The sequence below is a fragment of the Flagellimonas marinaquae genome (assembly GCF_023716465.1).
Lineage (GTDB): Bacteria > Bacteroidota > Bacteroidia > Flavobacteriales > Flavobacteriaceae > Flagellimonas > Flagellimonas alginolytica.
Window position 1 is genome coordinate 3,565,793 of sequence record NZ_CP092415.1, and the last position, 20,084, is coordinate 3,585,876.

Sequence of the window (20,084 nt, forward strand, 5' to 3'; positions counted from 1 at the left end):
TGAACACTTCTTTTTGGTTATATAATTAACATATAATAGATTTTTTCAGTGTATTTTTAACTTTTTTTCAATTTATTAGTGCGGATTGCTATTGCTATTTTGACTCGTTTTTAATACTTTTGCAGAAATCTTCAATACCTTATGAAACCCAACCCAAGTACTAGCAACGATATTTCTTTTGACGATTTCAAAACGCAGATCCTTAAAGATTATGAGATTGCCGTTACCAGCAGGGAATGTAGTTTAATGGGAAGACGGGAAGTACTGTCCGGCAAGGCCAAGTTCGGAATTTTTGGGGACGGAAAAGAGCTCCCACAGTTGGCAATGGCAAGGGCTTTTCAGAATGGGGATTTTAGGAGCGGATACTATCGCGACCAAACATTTATGATGGCATTGGGTTATTTGGACCCAAAATCTTTCTTTCATGGCCTATACGCCACTACAGATTTGGAAAAAGAACCTATGAGTGCAGGCCGTCAAATGGGAGGCCATTTTGGTACCCACAGCTTAAACGAGGATGGAACTTGGAAAAACCTGACCGAACAAAAAAACAGTAGTGCCGATATCTCGTGCACCGCAGGTCAAATGCCTCGTTTGCTAGGACTTGCACAAGCTTCCAAAATTTACCGAAACGTAGAAGGAATAGAACAATCGAATTTTTCCAACAATGGAAATGAAGTCGCTTGGGGCACTATAGGAAACGCAAGTACCAGCGAAGGGCATTTTTTTGAAACACTCAATGCTGCCGGGGTAATGCAAGTTCCCATGGTTATCTGTATTTGGGACGATGAGTACGGCATTTCGGTCCCATCCGAATTCCATACCACCAAAGGAAGTATTTCTGAAGCACTTAGCGGACTGCAAAGGGACGAAGAAAAGAATGGTTTTGAGATTTTAAAAGTACACGGTTGGGATTATACGGCACTTATCCACACCTTTGAGAATGCCTCCGACATTGCTCGGGAACAACATGTACCCGTAATTTTACATGTAACGGAACTTACGCAGCCACAGGGTCACTCTACCTCTGGGTCACACGAAAGATACAAATCTTCCGAGCGTTTGGAGTGGGAACGCGAAAACGATTGTAACAAGCGTTTTAGGGAGTGGATCATAGAAAACGGTATTAGCACCGAAGAAGAACTCAAAAAAACGGAGAGGGAGATCAAACAAAAGGTAAGGGCTGCCAAAAAAGAAGCTTGGACCGAATTCCTGAGCCCTCAAATACAAGCTAAAAAAGTATTGGTTCAGTTATTGGACCAAGCAGCAAGCAAAAGTCCGAACAGAGCTTTTATCACTAAGCTAAAAAATGACTTGATCGCAATTGAGGAGCCCCTTAAAAAAGATTTGGCCACTAAATCCCGAAAGGCATTGCGTTATCTCTTGGGCGAAACAAGCCCGGAAAAGAAAGCGCTTCAGCAGTGGGTGGACAACTATATTAAAAATGGTGAATATGAGTATGGTTCGCATCTTTATAACGAAATTGGCAATAAAGCAACATCCATTGCACCGGTACCCCCCATCTATTCTGAAGATGCCGAAGAAGTTGACGGACGTGTAATCCTTAGGGACAATTTTGACAAACTGTTCACCAAATATCCAGAAGCTTTGGTATTTGGCGAGGATACGGGCAATATTGGCGATGTTAACCAAGGTCTGGAAGGACTTCAAAAAAAGTTTGGCAAACTTAGGGTCGCCGATACGGGTATCCGCGAGACCACTATAATTGGTCAGGGAATCGGTATGGCCCTTAGAGGACTCCGCCCAATTGCGGAAATACAATATTTGGATTATATCCTGTATGCGATCCAAACCTTGAGCGACGATTTGGCTACCTTAATGTACAGAACCGTAGGAAAACAAAAAGCACCGTTGATCGTTCGTACCAGAGGACACCGTTTAGAAGGAATATGGCACTCCGGTTCACCCATGGGCGGTCTGGTGCACTTATTGCGGGGCATGTATATTCTGGCCCCAAGGAACATGACACAGGCTGCAGGCTTTTACAATACTTTGATGAAGAGTGATGAACCGGCCTTGATCATTGAAAGTTTGAACGGATATCGCCTAAAAGAAAGAAAACCGGACAACTTAGGTGAGTACTGTACACCAATCGGCAAGGTCGAAACATTAAAAGAGGGCAAGGACGTTACCCTGCTATCTTACGGTTCCACCTTAAGGATTGTAGAAAAAGTAGCCCAAGATCTTTTGGAAGTTGGTATTGATGCCGAAGTTATAGACGCCCAATCCTTGTTGCCTTTTGATTTGGAACACGATGTGGTAAAAAGTCTGCAAAAAACCAATAGGCTTTTGGTTATCGATGAGGATGTACCAGGCGGATGTTCGGCATATCTGATGCAAGAAGTGGTGGAAAAACAAGGAGGCTACCGCTATTTGGATAGCAAACCACAAACGTTGACAGCCAAGGCACATCGACCGGCCTATGCATCGGACGGAGATTATTTTTCAAAACCAAATGCGGAGGATATTTTTGAAAAAGTGTACCACATAATGCACGAATCCGACCCACAAACTTATCCCGCCCTGCGGTAGTTTCTCATAAAGATCAACTCAAAAGTACCTTTCGTCAATTAAAGTTGTGTTTTTAGAAACATAATTTATATTTTCACGGGGATTAATTTTTTCCCCACATGAAAAACAACACTTTGATCCACTTTGGGCTGGCACTTTTAAGGATTGTACCATCTGCATTTATGCTAACCCATGGTTACCCCAAATTAATGAATCTCATCAATGGCAACACAGAATTCGCGAACCCATTTGGAATTGGGCAGGCGCCTTCACTTTTTTTGGCCGTTGTCGCCGAATTTATATGCCCGCTATTGATCATTATTGGTTTTAAGACCCGATGGGCTGCCATACCCACCGCAATTACCATGTTCGTTGCCGGTTTTATGATTCACGGTGCTGATCCATTCGGCACAAAGGAAAAAGCTTTGCTTTACCTTACCGTATTTGTGGTTATAATGCTATTGGGGCCTGGCAAATACAGCGTGGATAAAAAGTAACAATCGTTTAGATTATTTCAGATAGGAGTTCTTTCAACAGATCGGCCTGTGCCATGTTACTGGCTCCTACTCCTTTACTTTTTAAATCCAATACCCTTAAATTGGAGATGATGCCACTTACCCTTTTCATGGGATAGTTTCGAGCCGCCACAACATACTCATTTACAAAATATGGGTTTACACCGAGTACTTTGGCCACATTCCCGGGAGAATGGTCGCTCAGTCCATGATATTGCAATAATTGCGTGAAAAATGTATTCAGAAGGGTTATGGTGACCACAAAAGGGTTGTCCTTGGGATTTTGGGCAAAATAATCAATGATCCTGGACGCTTTTTTTACGTTGCGCTCTCCGATCGCCTTCTTCAATTCAAAATTATTGAAATCCTTGCTAATGCCAATATGCTCTTCGATAAGGTCGGGCGTAATTTCCGTTGATGGAGGCACGATCAACGTGAGTTTGTCCAGCTCGTTGCTTATTTTGCTCAGATCCGTGCCCAAAAACTCCACTAGCATAACACAGGACTTGGGCGATATTTTATATTTTTTGCTGGCCAAGGTTCTTCTGATCCAATCCGCCACCTGATTATCGTACAGTTTTTTGCTCTCAAAGAGCTCTCCCGTTTTTTTAATGGTCTTGTACAATTTTTTTCGCTTGTCCAACTTTTTGTATTTGTAGCAAAGCACAAGAATGGTGGTCGGTTGGGGGTTTTCTGCGTAAGAGGATAAATTTTCTATGGTCCTGGAAAGATGCTGCGCCTCTTTTACGATCACAACCTGGTATTCTGCCATCATCGGGAACCTCTTGGCATTGGCAACAACTTCGTCCACCGTGGTATCCTTCCCGTACAACACCATCTGATTAAACCCTTTTTCGTCATCTGTCAGCACATTTTCTGCAATGTACTGGGAAATTCGGTCAATATAATATGGCTCCTCCCCCATCAAAAAATAAATGGGCTTTGGATTGCCCTTATTGATTTCCCCTACGATCTCTTTTACTTTGTCCATTCAAATTATATCACCAGTTTTGTAAAATGCAAGATTTGAACTTTCCACCTTATTCGTTCCGAATCAAAAATAGCCAAAATAGGCAGTACATTTTCGATGGGATACGTAAAAAATTTGTGGTCCTCCAACCCGAAGAATGGGTCCGGCAACATGTGCTTCGGTATCTGGTGTTCACAAAAAACTACCCGAAGAGCCTGATCAATGTGGAAAAACAACTTACCATAAACAACTTAAAAAAACGTTACGATGTGGTCGTGTTCAATCCCGACGGTTCTATTTTTCTATTAATAGAATGTAAAGCTCCCGAGGTGAACATTACCCAAGCGGTTTTTGATCAGATAGCTCGGTACAACCTCCAATTAAAATCCAAATATCTAATGGTCACCAATGGGTTGGCGCATTATTATTGCGAAATGGATCATAAGAATGAAAAATACATGTTTTTAGAGGATATTCCTGAATTTAGCCGTTAATTTGCCTCCGTTTTGAAAATCGCCGTAGTCATACTCAATTGGAATGGAGAAGCTCTGCTGGAGAGATTTCTTCCCTCTGTGATGGAATATTCCCAAGGTGCCGATATTTATGTAGTGGACAATGCGAGCACCGATGGTTCGGTAGATTTTATAAAACAACATTATCCCACGGTAGGCATTGTACAAAACAGCACCAATGGTGGTTTTGCAAAGGGCTATAACGACGGGTTGAAGAACATAAAGGCAGATATCTTCTGTTTGCTCAATTCCGATGTTGAAGTAGCCCCTGATTGGTTGGGGCCTATAAAAAATGCCTTTGAAACACTTCCGAATGCGGCCATAATCCAACCAAAAATATTGGATTTGAACAAAAGGGACCATTTTGAATATGCAGGGGCGGCGGGAGGTTTCATCGATATGTTCGGTTACCCCTTTTGTAGAGGAAGGGTCTTCCAGACCATAGAAAAGGACGAAGGCCAGTATAACGATATCCAAGAGGTATTCTGGGCGACAGGTGCCTGTATGTTTATAAGAAGTGAGGTTTTTAGATCGCTTAATGGGTTTGATGAAGACTATTTTGCCCACCAAGAAGAAATAGACCTATGTTGGAGAGCAAAAAATGCCGGACATAAAGTGTATTATGTAGGCCATAGCCACGTATACCATTTAGGGGGCAGCACCTTATCCAATATGAATCCGAAAAAAACCTTCCTTAATTTTAGGAACTCCCTCTACTCCATAACCAAAAACCTTCCAAGAAAAAAGGCGCTTCCTTTGGTTTTTGCCCGCTTATTGCTAGATGGTATCGCTGCTCTGCGTTTTATTTTTCAATTGAAGTTCGATCACTGTTCCGCTATCTTAAAAGCTCATTTAAGTTTTTACGCTAACTTTGCAAAAATGTACAAAAAGCGCGAAAAAGCTAATTTTTTATTAAAGTACTACGCCGCGACATCCATAGTATGGTCTTATTTCGTACATCAGGTAGAGAATTTTAACAATTTAGTAAAAGATTAACGAAGCCGAAATATAGGGACCTTGCTTTTTATCTAATTTTGGTGTAGTTTTTTAACATTTGATAAATCTAACAATCCTTAAATTATATTCTGAACTATGAAAAAAGTTTTTCTAGGAGCATTGGCAATGACAGTTCTATTATCTTCTTGTGTATCGCAGAAGAAATATTCCGAACTAGAGGCCAAACACAAAGAAACCCAAGACCTATTGAATTCTGCAACCGTTAAACTAAACGATTGCTTGGAAGAAAAAGCAACTGCAGACTCTAGGCTAAAAACCCTCGAAGACCAAAATGCCTTCCTTAAAGCAAACAACCAAGAGCTCATCAACAACATGGGCAACTTGACCACCCTTACCACTAAAGGTGCCGAGAACCTTGAAAAATCTTTGGAAAGTCTTCGCGAGAAAGACCTTACCATCAGAAAATTACAAGATGCCGTTACCCGTAGGGATTCTGTAAACCTTGCCTTGGTTCAGAGTTTAAAAGGTGTATTGGGCAACTTGGATGATGAGGACATTGAGATCAGCGTAGAGAAAGGTGTTGTTTTCGTTTCCATCTCCGATAAATTGTTGTTCAGAAGCGGAAGCTACAACGTAACCAACGCTGCAAAAGAAGTACTGGGTAAAGTGGCGAAAGTCGTAAACAACAAGCCTGACTTTGAGTTTATGGTAGAAGGACACACGGATAACGTGCCAATTAAAACTTCCGAACTAGCAGATAACTGGGATTTGAGTGTAAAAAGAGCAACTTCCGTTGTTCGAATCCTTCAGAACGATTTTGGTGTAGAACCATCTAGAATGACTGCTGCTGGACGTAGCCACTATGTACCACTTGTGGACAACAACACTTCTGCCAACAGAGCTAAGAACAGAAGAACACGAATTGTTGTACTTCCAAAAATCGATCAGTTCTATAACATGATCGAAGAAGGAATGAAAGATCCTGCTATCGGTGGAACCGGTAAATAAGAAAATAGAAGCTAAAGCTTAAAAAGAAAAGCGGCCATTTGGCCGCTTTTTTTATTAGTAGATATCCAAACTCCCTTTACCTTCACGTATTACCTCTGGTTCGTCTCCCGAAAGATCTATGACCGTAGAGGCTACATTGTCACCGTACCCTCCATCGATGACCACATCTACAAGATTTTGCCACTTCTCAAAAATAAGCTCCGGATCGGTAGTATACTCAAGTATATCATCATCATCACGAATAGATGTAGATACAATTGGATGCCCCAGCCCGGTAACCAATGCCCTTGCAATGGCATTGTCCGGAACACGGATACCCACCGTTTTCTTTTTTTTGAAATCTTTGGGAAGATTATTGTTTCCCGGGAGTATAAAAGTATAAGGTCCCGGAAGTGTTCTTTTTAGAATTTTAAAAGTAGGACTGTCTATTTGTCGAACGTAATCCGAAAGATTGCTCAAATCGGCACAGATAAAAGACCAATTGGCCTTTGCCAGCTTTACTCCTTTAATACGGGCTATCCGTTGTAAGGCTTTTGAGTTGGTTATGTCGCAGCCGAGACCGTAAACCGTATCGGTCGGATAAATGACCAATCCACCCTTTTTTAGCACATCCACTACTTTTTGAACCTGCTTAGGATTTGGATTTTCTTCATATAGTCTAATCAGCTCCGCCATCTATTTACAAACTAGTTAATGTACAAGGCATTTATCACAAAGATAAGATATATTGGTACTTGGCATAAATCAAAAGTTTCTCTTCATAAGTCCACTATCTCATAATCACACCATTTCAGAAATGGAGGATCAGTAGTTCCAGTATCAATCTATTCTTTTTTGATAAAACCCGATGTCATCCAAAATAACAACTCCCATGGTATCTTTATCAAAAACCAGATCAATGCTTTTCAGATTGTTCATGTTTAGACTGTTATTTTGTTTTAAAAAAGAGGAGATCGGAACAAAACAGCTTTTTAATTGGGTCTCGGATTCATCACCTATCATATTCCTATCCAAAAAATCAAACTTGGTAAACTTGCTTTTGACCACACCCGGAAGTTTATTGTTCTCTGCCAAAGGAACCGAAGCAGAATTTCCTAAACTATCCTTAAGCATAATGCTAAAATTAAAACCACTTTTTGGAGTCAAATTCCTCTCTTCTCCTTCTTCATTTATCGCCAATTCAGATAAATCGCCCATGGCCAAGGAAAGTGCCAAAGTATCCATTTCCCCAAAATTCTTCAATGCTTCCGGCAGCTCAATGGAATAAACGGGAATTGAATCACTTTGAATATCCGAACTATGTCTCCACCCAAGTACCAAAGCATTGTTTTGCTGACTACCACCGTCTCTGGCCAATAATTCCATTTCCCGCCAAATGTTAAAATGTTCGGCATTGAGTTTTATACCATCCAATCCATTGGAAAGGTCCAAATCCCTTTCAAAATCCACCAGAACATTTTTAAAATTGTCCGCATACTGAATTCTATAAGTTTCTTTAGGCAACCAATTATGGATCAGTTCCATATTCTTGAACATTGGCAAATAACTTTTGTTCTTCTTAAGAACAACTTCGGCAAAAGCACCAATATATACCTTGGCAACTTTTCGCTGTTCCTCTCCTGTTACCAATGGGGTAAGGTTGAGCAACCATTTCATAGGTGCTCCAAAGTCCGAGCGGCCCCAAGTGGAGTTAAACTGACCGTGATTTGCATGATTCATATACAGCCCAGCCTTAAATCCATCGAAACCTTCCGAAAACTGCAAACGATGGTATGGCCTCATACCCCAGAAACTGGTTTCATCCGAGTCATATGCTCCTTGAATGGACAAATAATTAATGTCGGTCAAACTAATCTCTCGATCGTACCTGTAATCCGTTGGAGCAATGCTGATCACACCTTTTATCCCAAATCCAAAATCGAACTGTTCATTACCATTATCCGGAAATCTGTCCAGTTGGTTAAAAGCAGCAGCAATGGATACCGCCTCCCCTCCCCTGGAATGTCCTACAAGGACGACGTTGTCCAAATCCACTTTACCAGCCAAACCCGATGTAGTGTTTTGGTTCCATTTGCTCCATTGTTCCAAATGTTTGAGCAATAACCAACCACGAACCGGCATTTCTTTTCCTCTAAAGTCCCCGGACCAGTGTCCATTGATAAAATTTTGATCTACAGAAACACCAATAATTCCCCTGCTTGCCAGCAATTCCCCAAGGTAGGCATAGCCTCCATCGGAATAGTCGAGCATGCTGTGGTTCCCATGCACCATCATAACCATAGGGAAAGGCCCAGTGCCTTTGGGCATATACACACGGGCATTCAACGGAAAACTGTCCACACCGAAACCCCAATATTTTTCGCGCCACTTTTTCTTTTTGCCCTTCCATTCTGGTAGCAGTAAAGATGCATCTACGGTAGGGGTTTTTATTTTTGCCCCCTCCGCATATTCTAATCTTTTGGAATCCGTTCCACTGCCATATGTAAAGACTTCAACTTCATAATTCCCCTTGGTCGAAGGGTCATCGACTCCCATATCGCTGAGTGTAGTGATTCCTTCACCATCAATTACCTGTGTGGATTCCGAGTAAGGGTCACCATCCAAAGAATTGAATCCATAAAATCCAAAAGCAACTAGTATAATGCTCGAAACCACAAGAATACCTCCTACTTTCACATTCTGTTTTTGAATGATTTGCCAAATACCCGTTGTGAATAAAATCAAACAGACAAGACCAAACAACACCAAACTATAAAACAGTAGGGATGGCCAACCAAAAGCATACATCCTCATAATTACTAGAGAAATTAAACCTGCCAACACCGACGTAAAAAAAGGAAGCGGTATTTTTTTGAACAACGGAACCAGCCAACTGAGCAGTAGTTTTATAATGACCAGCAGAACAGCTCCAATGAGTATTCCCAAAACCATCGTGACCCAAGCAGGGTACCCGATGGCATAGTGATAACCGGCAACCCCGAATAAGATTACAATTAGTAGGGCAACAGCTAAAAAAACAGGTTTTAAAAAGAGGTTTTTCATCTGGTGAGTGGTTGGTTTGGTGGTTAAATTCAAAATATAAGCTCTGAATTTAATCAATTTTATCCACTCACAAATTTTATGTCATTCTTTAAAAACCCACAAATCAATGGTGTTCTTTTTAAAGCGAAGTACAAAACTGGATCAAGCGTTGTCCAGCACCTCCAATTTGGCAAAACGTAGCAGCAGTTTTTTAATGCCACCTTGATCAAAACCGATTTCCGCTTTTCTATCGTTGCCAACACCTTCGATATTCAATATTTTGCCTCTCCCGAACCGGGTATGGTTCACTCTGGCCCCTACAACTATTCCGGGGTCTATATCGGCCGAACTGGTGGGTGAAGATATCTCTGGTTTCAGCTTTCTCAATTTTCTAAGCTGATCCTCGTTGGGTTTTTGCACACTTGGCGGGGTACCGTTCTTCGGTTTCATTTGTCGAAGTTTACTTTTATCCACCTCTCCAAAAATATTTTTATCGATCATGGATTTATATCGGTACCCATCGTTTACAGGAGTCAGGTTTTCTACATATTTCTCCTCGATCTCCTCCAAAAACCTACTGGGTTCGGCATCTATTAATTTACCCCATCGGTATCGGTTTTGGGTATAGGTCAAGAAAGCCTGTTTTTCGGCCCGGGTGAGTGCCACATAGAACAATCTTCTCTCCTCTTCAAGCTCACTTCGTGTATTCATGCTCATCGCGGATGGAAACAGATCTTCCTCCATCCCCACAATATATACATACGGAAATTCCAGTCCTTTTGCCAAATGGATGGTCATTAAAGCCACCCTATCGTCATCCTCAACATCTTTGTCCATGTCTGTTGCCAGGGCCACATCTTCCAAAAACTCGGTCAAACTCCCCGTAGCATCAGCAATTTCTTTTTGCCCTTCCACGAAGTCCTTGATTCCGTTCAAGAGTTCCTCAATATTCTCCATTCGGGCAATCCCTTCTGGGGTACCGTCCTTTTTAAACTCCAATAGCAAGCCTGTTTTTTTGGACACATGTTCGGCTAGGGCAAACGCATCCGACCCCTCGTTCATGATCTGAAAACTTTTGATCATGGTAACAAAATCCGTCAGTTTACGCTTGGTTCCGGCATTAATGTTCAGGTTGAGCCGGTCCAGGTTGTCCATTACCTCATAAATAGATCGTCCGTAATGGTTGGCAGCGACCACAAGCTTATCGATAGTTGTCTGGCCAATCCCCCTTGTAGGAAAGTTGATCACACGTTTTAGGGCTTCCTCGTCTTTTGGATTGATGACAAGCCGTAAATAGGCCAAAACGTCCTTGATTTCTTTTCTTTGATAGAAAGACAAGCCCCCATAAATTCGATAGGGAATATCCCGTTTTCGTAGGGCATCCTCTATGGCCCTGGATTGTGAATTGGTCCGGTACAGCACGGCAAATTCTCCATTTTGCATTTGATGCTGCATCTTGTTCTCAAAAATGGATCCTGCCACATAACGTCCTTCTTCTGCATCGGTGGGGCTGCGATGTATTTTTATGAGACCACCATCGTCGTTGGAGGTCCATACATTTTTCTCCAACTGGTTCTTGTTGTTCGCAATTATGGAGTTGGCCGCATTTACAATGTTCTTGGTAGATCTATAATTTTGCTCCAAACGGTACACGGCCACATTGTCGTAATCGCGCTGAAAGTTAAGGATGTTGCTGATATTCGCTCCTCGGAAAGAATAGATACTCTGCGCATCGTCTCCTACCACGCAAATATTTTGATACCTATCCGAAAGTGCTTTTACGATCAAATACTGGGAGTGGTTGGTATCTTGGTACTCATCTACCAAAATATATCTAAAACGGTCCTGATATTTCATCAACACCTCGGGAAAACGGGTCAATAACTCATTGGTGCGCAAGAGCAGGTCGTCAAAATCCATAGCACCGGCCTTAAAGCAGCGATCCACATAATTTTGATAAATTTCTCCCAGCCTTGGCCGTTTGGCCATGGCGTCGGCCTCCATCAGCTCAGGATTTTGAAAATAGGCCTTTACCGTAATGAGACTGTTCTTATAGGACGAAATTCGGTTCTGGACTTGCTTATATTTGTAAATATCCTTATCCAGCCCCATTTCTTTAATAATCGATGCGATCAAACGTTGCGAATCTTGCGTGTCGTATATGGTAAAATTGCTCGGGAATCCAAGTTTATCGCCATCATATCGCAATAATTTGGCAAAAACGGAGTGGAACGTCCCCATCCATAAGTTTTTGGTCTCGGAGTTCCCAACTATGGTCGCAATCCGCTTTTTCATTTCGCGAGCCGCCTTATTGGTAAAGGTCAGTGCCAAAATATTAAAAGAGTCTACCCCCTGTTCCATTAGGTGGGCGATCCTGTAGGTAAGCACTCGGGTCTTTCCGGAACCGGCACCGGCAATTACCATTAATGGTCCATCTTTGTGCAGTACGGGGGCCCGCTGCGCATCGTTCAATTCATCTATAAAATTACTCAAGGGCCAGAAGCTTTTAAAAGTAGGTGTGAAATTAGCCATAAATGATCTTTTGCTAAAATCTAGCTTTCAATTTTTATAAACAGTGTTTTCGGAATTGGATGTAATTTTGAATATATTTAACAACTCAACTTATTTTGCTAATGAATTTTCAAAGATTACCCCTGTTCGTTTTAATTCTGTTTACATTTTATGGATATTCCCAATCTACCAAGGCCGGCCCGATCATTGAAGATTATGGTGCGGTATGGGAGATAGACAATCCTGATTTTGGGACCGAAACAACACAGGAGTTCAAAGTAGCTTTTGATGTAAAGGATGGGCCTGAGTCGGATACCGAATTAAATCGAAATATCAATACGGTTGCGCGTTTTTTAAACATGCATGCCCAGAGCGGCGTACCGGTTTCTCAAATAAAAGCAGCACTAATAGTCCACGGAACTGCCGCAAGAAACTTATTAACGAACGAAGCCTACAAAAAAAGGTATGAAGCAGCCAACCCGAACCTTGAACTTGTTAAAAGTTTATTGGATGCGGGTGTGGAAGTAATCATGTGCGGACAATCTTCCAAAACCAGAAGTCTTCCGAAGGAAGAATTGATTCCCGGAGTCAAGATTGCCCTCTCTGCAATGACGGCAAATATCCAGTTGCAGAACAATGGATATAGGCCTATTAAATTATAACCAACCTATTCAATTATGAAAAAAATACTACTACTTGCACTATGCTCCGCAAGTTTAACCGTGTATGGCCAAGACCATGGGCTCGAAAAAGACATTGCCGCTGTTGAATCAAAAGTAATCGAGTGGCGCCGGGATTTTCACCAAAATCCGGAATTGAGCAACAGGGAATTTAAAACCGCCGAAAAAATTGCCAAGCATCTAAAATCCTTAGGAATCGATGTTCAAACCGGAGTGGCCCATACAGGTGTAGTAGGTCTTTTAAAAGGTGACCACCCGGGTAAAGTAGTGGCCCTTAGGGCTGATATCGATGCGCTGCCTGTTACCGAAAGAAACGATCTTCCCTACAAATCTGAAGTCACCTCGGAATTTTTGGGACAGGAAGTCGGGGTAATGCACGCTTGCGGGCACGACACCCATATCGCAATTATGATGGGGGTAGCTGAAGTCTTATCCAACAATAAGGACAAAATTCATGGAACCATCAAATTTATATTCCAACCGGCCGAAGAAGGTGCCCCTCCGGGAGAAGAAGGTGGCGCAGAACTTATGGTGAAAGAAGGAGTTCTCGAAAACCCCAATGTGGATGCCATTTATGGTTTGCACATTGGTTCCTACCTGCCTGTTGGCCATATTGCATATAAACCAGGAGGCGCTTTGGCAGCAGCACAGCGTTTTGTTGTAAAGATAAAAGGAAAACAATCGCACGGCTCACAACCTTGGGGCGGTGTAGATCCCATTTATGTGGCTTCCAAAATAGTAGATGGCTTTCAATCCATTATTAGCCGAGAATTGGAATTGACCAAGGAGGCGGCCGTAATCACGGTAGGAAAGATTTCTGGTGGTGTTCGTAACAATATCATTCCGGAAAGTGCCGAATTGGTTGGAACCATCCGAACGTTGGATTACGATATGCAAAAGCAGGTAAATACAAGAATGAAGGAAATGGCAGAGACCATCGCCAAAGCCTACAGAGCCGAAGCCACAGTGGAAATAGCCAAAGGTGTGCCAATCACTTACAATGACCCAGACCTTACCGCAAGCTCACTCTCCAGCCTTCAAGAAGTAGCAGGTACAGAAAATGTACACTTGATCAAAGCAATTACAGGAGCTGAGGATTTTTCTTTTTATCAGGAAAAAATACCCGGCTTCTTTTATATTTTGGGTGGAAAAGACCCCAATGCCGGCCCAGACGAACACTTTCCCCATCATACCCCAGATTTTAAAATTGATGATAGCGGACTTCAATTGGGCGTTAAGGCCATGACTGAAATTGCACTGGATTACCTGGACAGAAGCAAATAATATCCGATTATAATTAAACAAGTCCCAATATTCACCAACATTTGGAAATTGAATATTGGGGCTTCATATTTGTAACTATACTTTATACGACGTCAATGGAAGCATTTCTTGATTTTTTTGCCGGAATGCCCTGGTGGGCTTGGGTATTACTATTTCTGGTTTTGGTCGCTATTCGGGACATTTTTCTTCAGAAAGCCCATACGATCAGTCACAATTACCCTATAGTTGGACATTTACGGTATTGGCTCGAAAGTATAGGTCCGGAAATGCGACAGTATTTTGTGGCCAACAATAGGGAAGAACTGCCTTTTAACCGGATTGAACGCAGCTGGATCTATGCTTCGGCAAAAAAAGAAAATAATTATGAAGGCTTTGGCACCGATAGGGACATCTACAAACACCAACATATTTTTATAAAGAATGCGATGATCGGTTTCCAAATGCCGGAAAACCATCCAAACCACGCACATCCCTACTTTTTACCCTGCGCCAAAGTGATGGGCGCCCATAATAAACGAAGAAAACCCTATCGACCCGCGTCCATTATCAATGTTTCGGCCATGAGTTTTGGTTCTTTGTCCGCCGCAGCCATCGAATCTTTGAACCGCGGTGTGGAAAAGTGCGGAGCCTACCATAATACGGGAGAAGGTGGCCTATCCCCCTATCACAAACAAGGAGGGGACGTTATTTTTCATTTTGGGACAGGATATTTTGGTGTCCGCTCAAAAGATGGTGGGTTTTCCATGGAAAAACTTAAAATTTTGGTAGATGAAAACCCATGCATCAAAGCTATAGAAATAAAACTTTCGCAAGGTGCCAAACCCGGAAAAGGGGGTGTTCTGCCAGGATCTAAGATTACCCCGGAACTAGCGGAAATCCGAGGTGTTGAGGTTGGCAAGGACGTAATTTCTCCTCCCACTCACAAAGCATTTTCCACAATTCCGGAGTTAATGGACTTTATTGAATCCATTGCCGAGGAAACAGGATTGCCCGTAGGAATTAAGGGCGCCATCGGGAAAATAGACCAATGGCAAGAACTTGCCGATTTGATGAAGAAAACGGGCAAAGGCCCTGACTTTATTACCATTGATGGTGGCGAAGGGGGAACCGGAGCTGCCCCTCCGAGCTTTGCCGATCATGTATCGCTACCGTGGTCCTACGGATTTTCATCGGTGTACAAATTGTTCTTGGAACATGGATTAACAGATAGGATCGTGTTTATCGGAAGTGGAAAATTGGGCTTTCCTGGAAAAGCAGCAATGGCATTTGCCATGGGTGCGGATTGCATTAATGTTGCCCGAGAGGCCATGATGAGCATCGGATGTATTCAGGCACAGGTATGCCATACCAATAGGTGCCCTGCTGGTGTCGCCACACAGAGTAAATGGCGCCAGAGCGGGATCAATATCCCTTTAAAATCCGATAGGCTGGCACAATACTTTAACACTTTTAAAAAAGAATTTTTGGAAATTACCCATGCTGCCGGTTACGAGCATCCTTGTCAATTTAATATGGAAGATGTCCAGGTAAATGTGGATGATGATTATCTTAGCAGCGACATTAGAAGAGTGTACAAATATCAAAAAGAGAAAGTACCTTTTAATTCCATGCAAGAATTTTACGAATGTGAGCACCTTGGTGGAAAAGCAGCAATGGAAAAAGTTTAATGATCCAAACCCAAATAATTTTAAATATACAATTACGCTACTTATGAAAAAAAGTTTACTCCCAATCCTATTTTTAGTTGTTTCGACAAGTACATTTTCTCAACGAAAAAGTGAACTATTTGCCGAAATCGATACCCTTAAAAGTAGAATCTCTCAAGTAGAACAGGAATTGGCAAAGGCAAAACGAGAAATATCATCCAGCAGTGCCGAAGCCGAGGCCCTTAAAACAGAAAATGCAAGTTTACGAGATGCCAATGCCACCCTTTTGGGCAACTTGAGCAACTTTTCGGAACTATCCAAACAAAACTCAGAAAACGTTAACAAGGCCATGGCGGCCCTCGCTAGAAAAGAAAAGCAACTTAGTGGTATCAATGACATGATATCCGCCAACGACTCGACAGCCATTGTGTCTTTGACACGGATAAAACAAACCTTGGGAGAAAATGCCAAAGTAGCTGTAGAAGGAGGTATAATTAGCGTTAGTAGCAGTTTAAAAATTCTTTTTGGCTCCGATACATCGTCCGAATTGACAGCGGAGGGAAAAACCTGGTTGGCCGGAATAGCCAATATTATTAAAAGCAACCCCAATTTTAAGGCCGAAGTGGAGGGATTGAACATTACAGGTGAATTCGGATCAACGTACAATCAAGTGGCATCGGTAGCTACGGAACTGGTGACGAATTTGGAAATCCCAGCAGAGAACATTGCAATTTCTGCAAAAGATGGCAATTTCAAAGAAGGAATCAATATTAAGCTCCAGCCCAACTACAAAGCATTTTACGCACAGGCCAAAGAAAGCGCCAAGGCAGCGCAATAACCTATTAAAAAAATACTTTTTAGAATTTTGATGCGTTGTAGGTAGTGTAAAATCAACAAAAACCAAACTACCTTATGAGTGGAGATCAAATCCTTCAGTTATTTGCTTATTTGTTACCAGCGGTTGTTACCGGTGCCGTAGCCTTCTACTTTTTTAGATTGCACACCCGAAACGAAGACGGGCGCAGACGTTTTTTACTGCATAAAGATTCGCAAAAGGAAACATTGCCCATCCGGTTACAGGCGTACGAACGTATGGCGCTATTCTTGGAGCGGATCACCTTGAACAATCTTGTGGTACGGGTCGCTCCCAAAGGCAAGAACAAAAGTGATTACGAAAATCTATTGATCAAACAAATCGAGAATGAATTTGAGCATAATCTGTCCCAACAGATATACATGTCCGATTCTTGCTGGAACATTATCAAAACTGCAAAAAATACGACCATTCAAATTATTCGATCGGCCGGAATGAGCGAGACAGATTCTCCGGACAAGCTTAGGGAGGACATTCTTAACCAGACCATGGAGAAAGAATCCCCATCCAACGCTGCTTTAGCCTATGTTAAAAAAGAGGTGAGCGATCTTTGGAAATAAGCTATTCCTGCTTTTCTGGCTCAATTGGGCTTGTTTCATCGTTCTTGTTCTTGGCATATAAATATCCCCGTTTCCACCACAAGGTCATTCGGTCCTTATTGAACACCAAGGAGTTTGTGGTGAGAACGGTAGGTGTATAGTAAAAATTGATAATGGCATTTTTTTGATTCGCCACCAATTTTCCTATTCTAATATTTTGATTTTCTATCCGATCCAGCATAAACCCAAAAATGGTAGTAATCAGATCAAAGGGGTTTTTGGAGGACATACGGTTCAAATGATTTACTTCGGTATGAAGCACAACAACATCAACCTCCGTGGCGCCACGATTTAAGGCCTCTTCAATGGGTACCAATGAGCCCAATCCACCATCTGCATACTCACATCCGTTCTTCTTCACTAAGCTCATAAACGGCGTATAGTTGGAAGAGATCCAAATCCAGTCACAAAATTCTTCGTAAGTACAATCGTTAATCGACTTATATTCCACTTGGTTCAAGGATAGGTTGGACACCGTGACCACTACGTCCGTATTACCATGTTTTAACTCATTAAACTCGTCCTCGGTTATAGAGCGTCGTATCAATTTTCTAAGATTTTCGCTTTCTCCGAAGGTCTTTTTCCCCTTAATAAAATTTCGAATCACGTTCCAATGGTTTATGGCTATGATCTCTACACCGTGTTTTTTCTTGATAATAAACGGACAGTTATTGAAGATGCTATCCTGGTTCACATTGGAATAAATATTCTTGATCTTATCCAGTTTGTTCAGCGCCAAATGGGAAATCAACAAGCTACCAGTGGATGTGCCGACGAACAGATCGTACTCGTGCTTGGCCTCTTGGATCAAAAACTGGGCAACACCGCCCGCAAAGGCTCCTTTGCTACCTCCTCCCGAAATCACCAATGCCCTCATTCACCTATAGTTTTTTCCAAATATTGTTTTTCTTGCTGACTTAGCAAAGGGTACATGCGTTTAATCCTTGCCGTATTTTCGTCGGACTGCAGAAACTCCTTTAAGAGGCTTCTGGCCGATTTTTTAAAATGCCAAACATGATGCCCGCATGCTTCTATCAGGTTTTTCAGTACCATATCGTTAAATCCACCGATATTTTTTAAATACTGGAAAGCCATCATACGGGTCTCAAAATGATGTTCAGCTCCCGTTAATTCGCTTAACTCGTTAAAATAGTTTGCTTTGGTGTCCGGCCTGTATTCGGGAGTTACCAAGGCCAACGTTAACCATAGTATTCGAATATTCTTGTTGGGAAAGCCCTTAATTCCATCCGTTTCATCAAGATATTTGGTTCTGTGCTCCGGGAAATCTGTCCATAAACGGTACAGGGCAGCTTCAATGGTCGTATAACTTTTATCCCGCAAAAGATTCTCAATACTCACCCTTAGCTCCGGTGGTATTTTATTTAAGGAAAGTACCACGGCCTGTCTTGCCTTTATATCTTCGGAAGCTATAATTTCACTTAATAATTGAGTTGGCATTGCTCCTCCATAATCTAAAATAAGGTTTTCCTTTAAGTGGATTGAAGATAAAGTGCTCCAGTTTCTTACCAAAATTTCCTCGGTGCCCTCCGGTTCTTGGGCTATCTGTTTGTTAAGTTCAAAATACGTTCTGATTGAGTTATTTCTATCTTTCAAAAACATAATGGCTTCTTCAAAGGGGAAATCCGGGTTTTCCAGCCACAATGCTTCAAAATCCGAAAGATCAGTGCCCGATTCCTCTTCCATTTCTTCTATAAAATTGGGTATGGTCACATTTTTAAAGGCGAATTTGTTCAGATATTTGCGCACTCCTTTTTTAAAGGCCATCTTCCCTACCCGCTCTTGAAGCATGACCAATGCCCATGCTCCTTTTTCATAGAAGGTAAGACTCCCTGCATTCGGATTCCAAAGCGCCTCGCCCTGATCCTCTTCGGAAAAGCTTTTCAAGGCTTCTGCGGTCCCCAACAATTTCCAATAATATTGATCATCGCCAAAAATGTGTTTTTCTGCTAAATAGGCATAAAATGTAGCAAACCCCTCGTGCAGCCAATGATGTTCGCTACTGGTCTCCGTTACCAAATTGCCAAACCATTGATGGGCGAGTTCGTGGGCATTAACGTTAACATAGTTTTTATCCACAAAAGCAGTTGAATCCACAACATATTGATTTGAAAAAATTGTGCACGTTGTGTTTTCCATCCCAGCGTACAGAAAATCGTGAACAGGCACCTGCTTGTAATTTTGCCAAGGATAGGCCACGCCAATTCGGTTTTCCAAAAAATCGAATATGCGCTTACTGTACCGATAAGTTGGTTCCGCATTAAGGCTATCCTTAGGCTCATAATAGAGTTCCATGGGGATTCCGGAGGATGATTCCATGGTTTCCATCTTATAGTTACCAATGGCAAAACCAATCAAATAACTGCTCATGGGCTTCTCCATATCAAACTGCCACATATATCCGTTGGAATTGGGCAATGTTTCCTTCTTGAGAAGATTACCGTTGGCGATTACGGTACAATCCTCTCTTAAAATGATTTTAAGATCAAACTCTACCTTTTCGGTCATATCATCAAAACTGGGCAACCAATGACTGGTGTACTTGCCCTGCCCTTGCGTCCATACCTGTTCATTGCCATCCACGGCATCGTCCCAACCTAGAAAATATACCGTTTGTTCAGGTTTTGCCACATAATCCATGGAAACGATATGGTCCTCCCCTTCTTTCATTTCGTTTTTGATTATAATTCTCTTGCCGTTGTAATCGAAATCGATTTTTACACCATCAAAAGAAACATTAAAAAAATCCATGCTCACAGCATCAAAAAAAACGGAATCCACATCCTCGAGCACATTAAAATGATAAGAAACACTACCCTTTATCTGTTTATCGACAGGTGTGGGCTCAATTAAAATATCGGCTCGCAGAAAATCCACTTTATCCTGGATCTGAGCGGACAAAAACTGTGAAAACAAGAAAAAAACGATTACGGGGCTCAGCTTCATACCATCATCTT

General features: G+C 42.0%; 16 protein-coding genes. 10 read left to right on the forward strand and 6 right to left on the reverse strand.

Going from position 1 to position 20,084, the window contains the following annotated elements:
• Nucleotides 1-141 precede the first annotated feature (141 nt).
• Together MJO53_RS15870 and MJO53_RS15875 are read left to right on the forward strand one after the other, a co-directional pair.
• Complete coding sequence (locus MJO53_RS15870; RefSeq protein WP_252079833.1) at nt 142-2,553, forward strand: alpha-ketoacid dehydrogenase subunit alpha/beta; 2,412 nt, start codon at nt 142-144, stop codon at nt 2,551-2,553.
• A 98-nt stretch (nt 2,554-2,651) separates the two neighbouring features.
• The gene (locus tag MJO53_RS15875; RefSeq protein WP_224836823.1) at nt 2,652-3,029 is read left to right on the forward strand and encodes a DoxX family protein; all 378 of its coding nucleotides are present in this window, start codon (nt 2,652-2,654) and stop codon (nt 3,027-3,029) included.
• A gap of 7 nt (nt 3,030-3,036) precedes the next feature.
• Here MJO53_RS15875 and holA read toward each other — a convergent pair whose 3' ends face one another.
• Entirely contained in the window at nt 3,037-4,038 is a 1,002-nt protein-coding gene (gene holA / locus MJO53_RS15880) for a DNA polymerase III subunit delta (RefSeq protein ID WP_252079834.1), read from the reverse strand.
• A gap of 26 nt (nt 4,039-4,064) precedes the next feature.
• On the opposite strand from holA, the gene MJO53_RS15885 reads away from it, so the two are divergent.
• From MJO53_RS15885 to MJO53_RS15895, 3 genes are all read left to right on the forward strand, one after another.
• Nucleotides 4,065-4,511 carry a type I restriction enzyme HsdR N-terminal domain-containing protein gene (locus tag MJO53_RS15885; protein ID WP_252079835.1) on the forward strand — a complete coding sequence of 149 codons (447 nt, stop codon included), beginning with the start codon at nt 4,065-4,067 and terminating at the stop codon, nt 4,509-4,511.
• 12 nt (nt 4,512-4,523) lie between these two features.
• On the forward strand, nt 4,524-5,525 hold the full coding sequence (locus MJO53_RS15890; protein ID WP_252079836.1) for a glycosyltransferase family 2 protein: 1,002 nt from the start codon (nt 4,524-4,526) through the stop codon (nt 5,523-5,525).
• A gap of 96 nt (nt 5,526-5,621) precedes the next feature.
• On the forward strand, nt 5,622-6,494 hold the full coding sequence (locus MJO53_RS15895) for an OmpA/MotB family protein (protein ID WP_224836819.1): 873 nt from the start codon (nt 5,622-5,624) through the stop codon (nt 6,492-6,494).
• 54 nt (nt 6,495-6,548) lie between these two features.
• Here the strand turns inward: MJO53_RS15895 and MJO53_RS15900 are convergent, their stop codons facing one another.
• From MJO53_RS15900 to MJO53_RS15910, 3 genes are all read right to left on the reverse strand, one after another.
• Nucleotides 6,549-7,169 carry an L-threonylcarbamoyladenylate synthase gene (locus tag MJO53_RS15900; protein WP_224836818.1) on the reverse strand — a complete coding sequence of 207 codons (621 nt, stop codon included), beginning with the start codon at nt 7,167-7,169 and terminating at the stop codon, nt 6,549-6,551.
• Between the two features lie 144 nt (nt 7,170-7,313).
• Nucleotides 7,314-9,536 (reverse strand): hypothetical protein, encoded by a 2,223-nt coding sequence (locus MJO53_RS15905; protein WP_252079837.1) that lies wholly within the window; start codon nt 9,534-9,536, stop codon nt 7,314-7,316.
• A 141-nt stretch (nt 9,537-9,677) separates the two neighbouring features.
• Nucleotides 9,678-12,047: an ATP-dependent helicase gene (locus tag MJO53_RS15910; protein WP_224836816.1), complete on the reverse strand. Its 2,370-nt coding sequence runs from the start codon at nt 12,045-12,047 to the stop codon at nt 9,678-9,680.
• Between the two features lie 101 nt (nt 12,048-12,148).
• Between MJO53_RS15910 and MJO53_RS15915 the strand changes: the two genes are divergently transcribed.
• The 5 genes from MJO53_RS15915 to MJO53_RS15935 all read left to right on the forward strand — a co-directional run bounded on the left by MJO53_RS15915 (nt 12,149) and on the right by MJO53_RS15935 (nt 17,070).
• A complete protein-coding gene (locus MJO53_RS15915) occupies nt 12,149-12,688 on the forward strand; it encodes a DsrE family protein (RefSeq protein WP_252079838.1) in 540 nt (179 codons plus the stop codon).
• Nucleotides 12,689-12,703: 15 nt separating this feature from the next.
• Nucleotides 12,704-13,990, forward strand: coding sequence for an amidohydrolase (locus MJO53_RS15920; RefSeq protein WP_252079839.1), 1,287 nt, complete (start codon nt 12,704-12,706; stop codon nt 13,988-13,990).
• Between the two features lie 95 nt (nt 13,991-14,085).
• The gene (locus tag MJO53_RS15925; protein ID WP_252079840.1) at nt 14,086-15,657 is read left to right on the forward strand and encodes an FMN-binding glutamate synthase family protein; all 1,572 of its coding nucleotides are present in this window, start codon (nt 14,086-14,088) and stop codon (nt 15,655-15,657) included.
• Between the two features lie 43 nt (nt 15,658-15,700).
• The gene (locus MJO53_RS15930) at nt 15,701-16,474 is read left to right on the forward strand and encodes a hypothetical protein (protein ID WP_252079841.1); all 774 of its coding nucleotides are present in this window, start codon (nt 15,701-15,703) and stop codon (nt 16,472-16,474) included.
• Nucleotides 16,475-16,548: 74 nt separating this feature from the next.
• Nucleotides 16,549-17,070 (forward strand): hypothetical protein, encoded by a 522-nt coding sequence (locus tag MJO53_RS15935; protein WP_252079842.1) that lies wholly within the window; start codon nt 16,549-16,551, stop codon nt 17,068-17,070.
• A 1-nt stretch (nt 17,071) separates the two neighbouring features.
• Here MJO53_RS15935 and MJO53_RS15940 read toward each other — a convergent pair whose 3' ends face one another.
• Nucleotides 17,072-17,986 (reverse strand): patatin-like phospholipase family protein, encoded by a 915-nt coding sequence (locus MJO53_RS15940; protein ID WP_224836810.1) that lies wholly within the window; start codon nt 17,984-17,986, stop codon nt 17,072-17,074.
• Nucleotides 17,983-20,073, reverse strand: a complete 2,091-nt coding sequence (locus MJO53_RS15945; RefSeq protein WP_252079843.1) for a M1 family metallopeptidase — start codon at nt 20,071-20,073, stop codon at nt 17,983-17,985. Before MJO53_RS15945 ends, MJO53_RS15940 begins: the two co-directional genes overlap by 4 nt.
• Nucleotides 20,074-20,084: the final 11 nt, after the last annotated feature.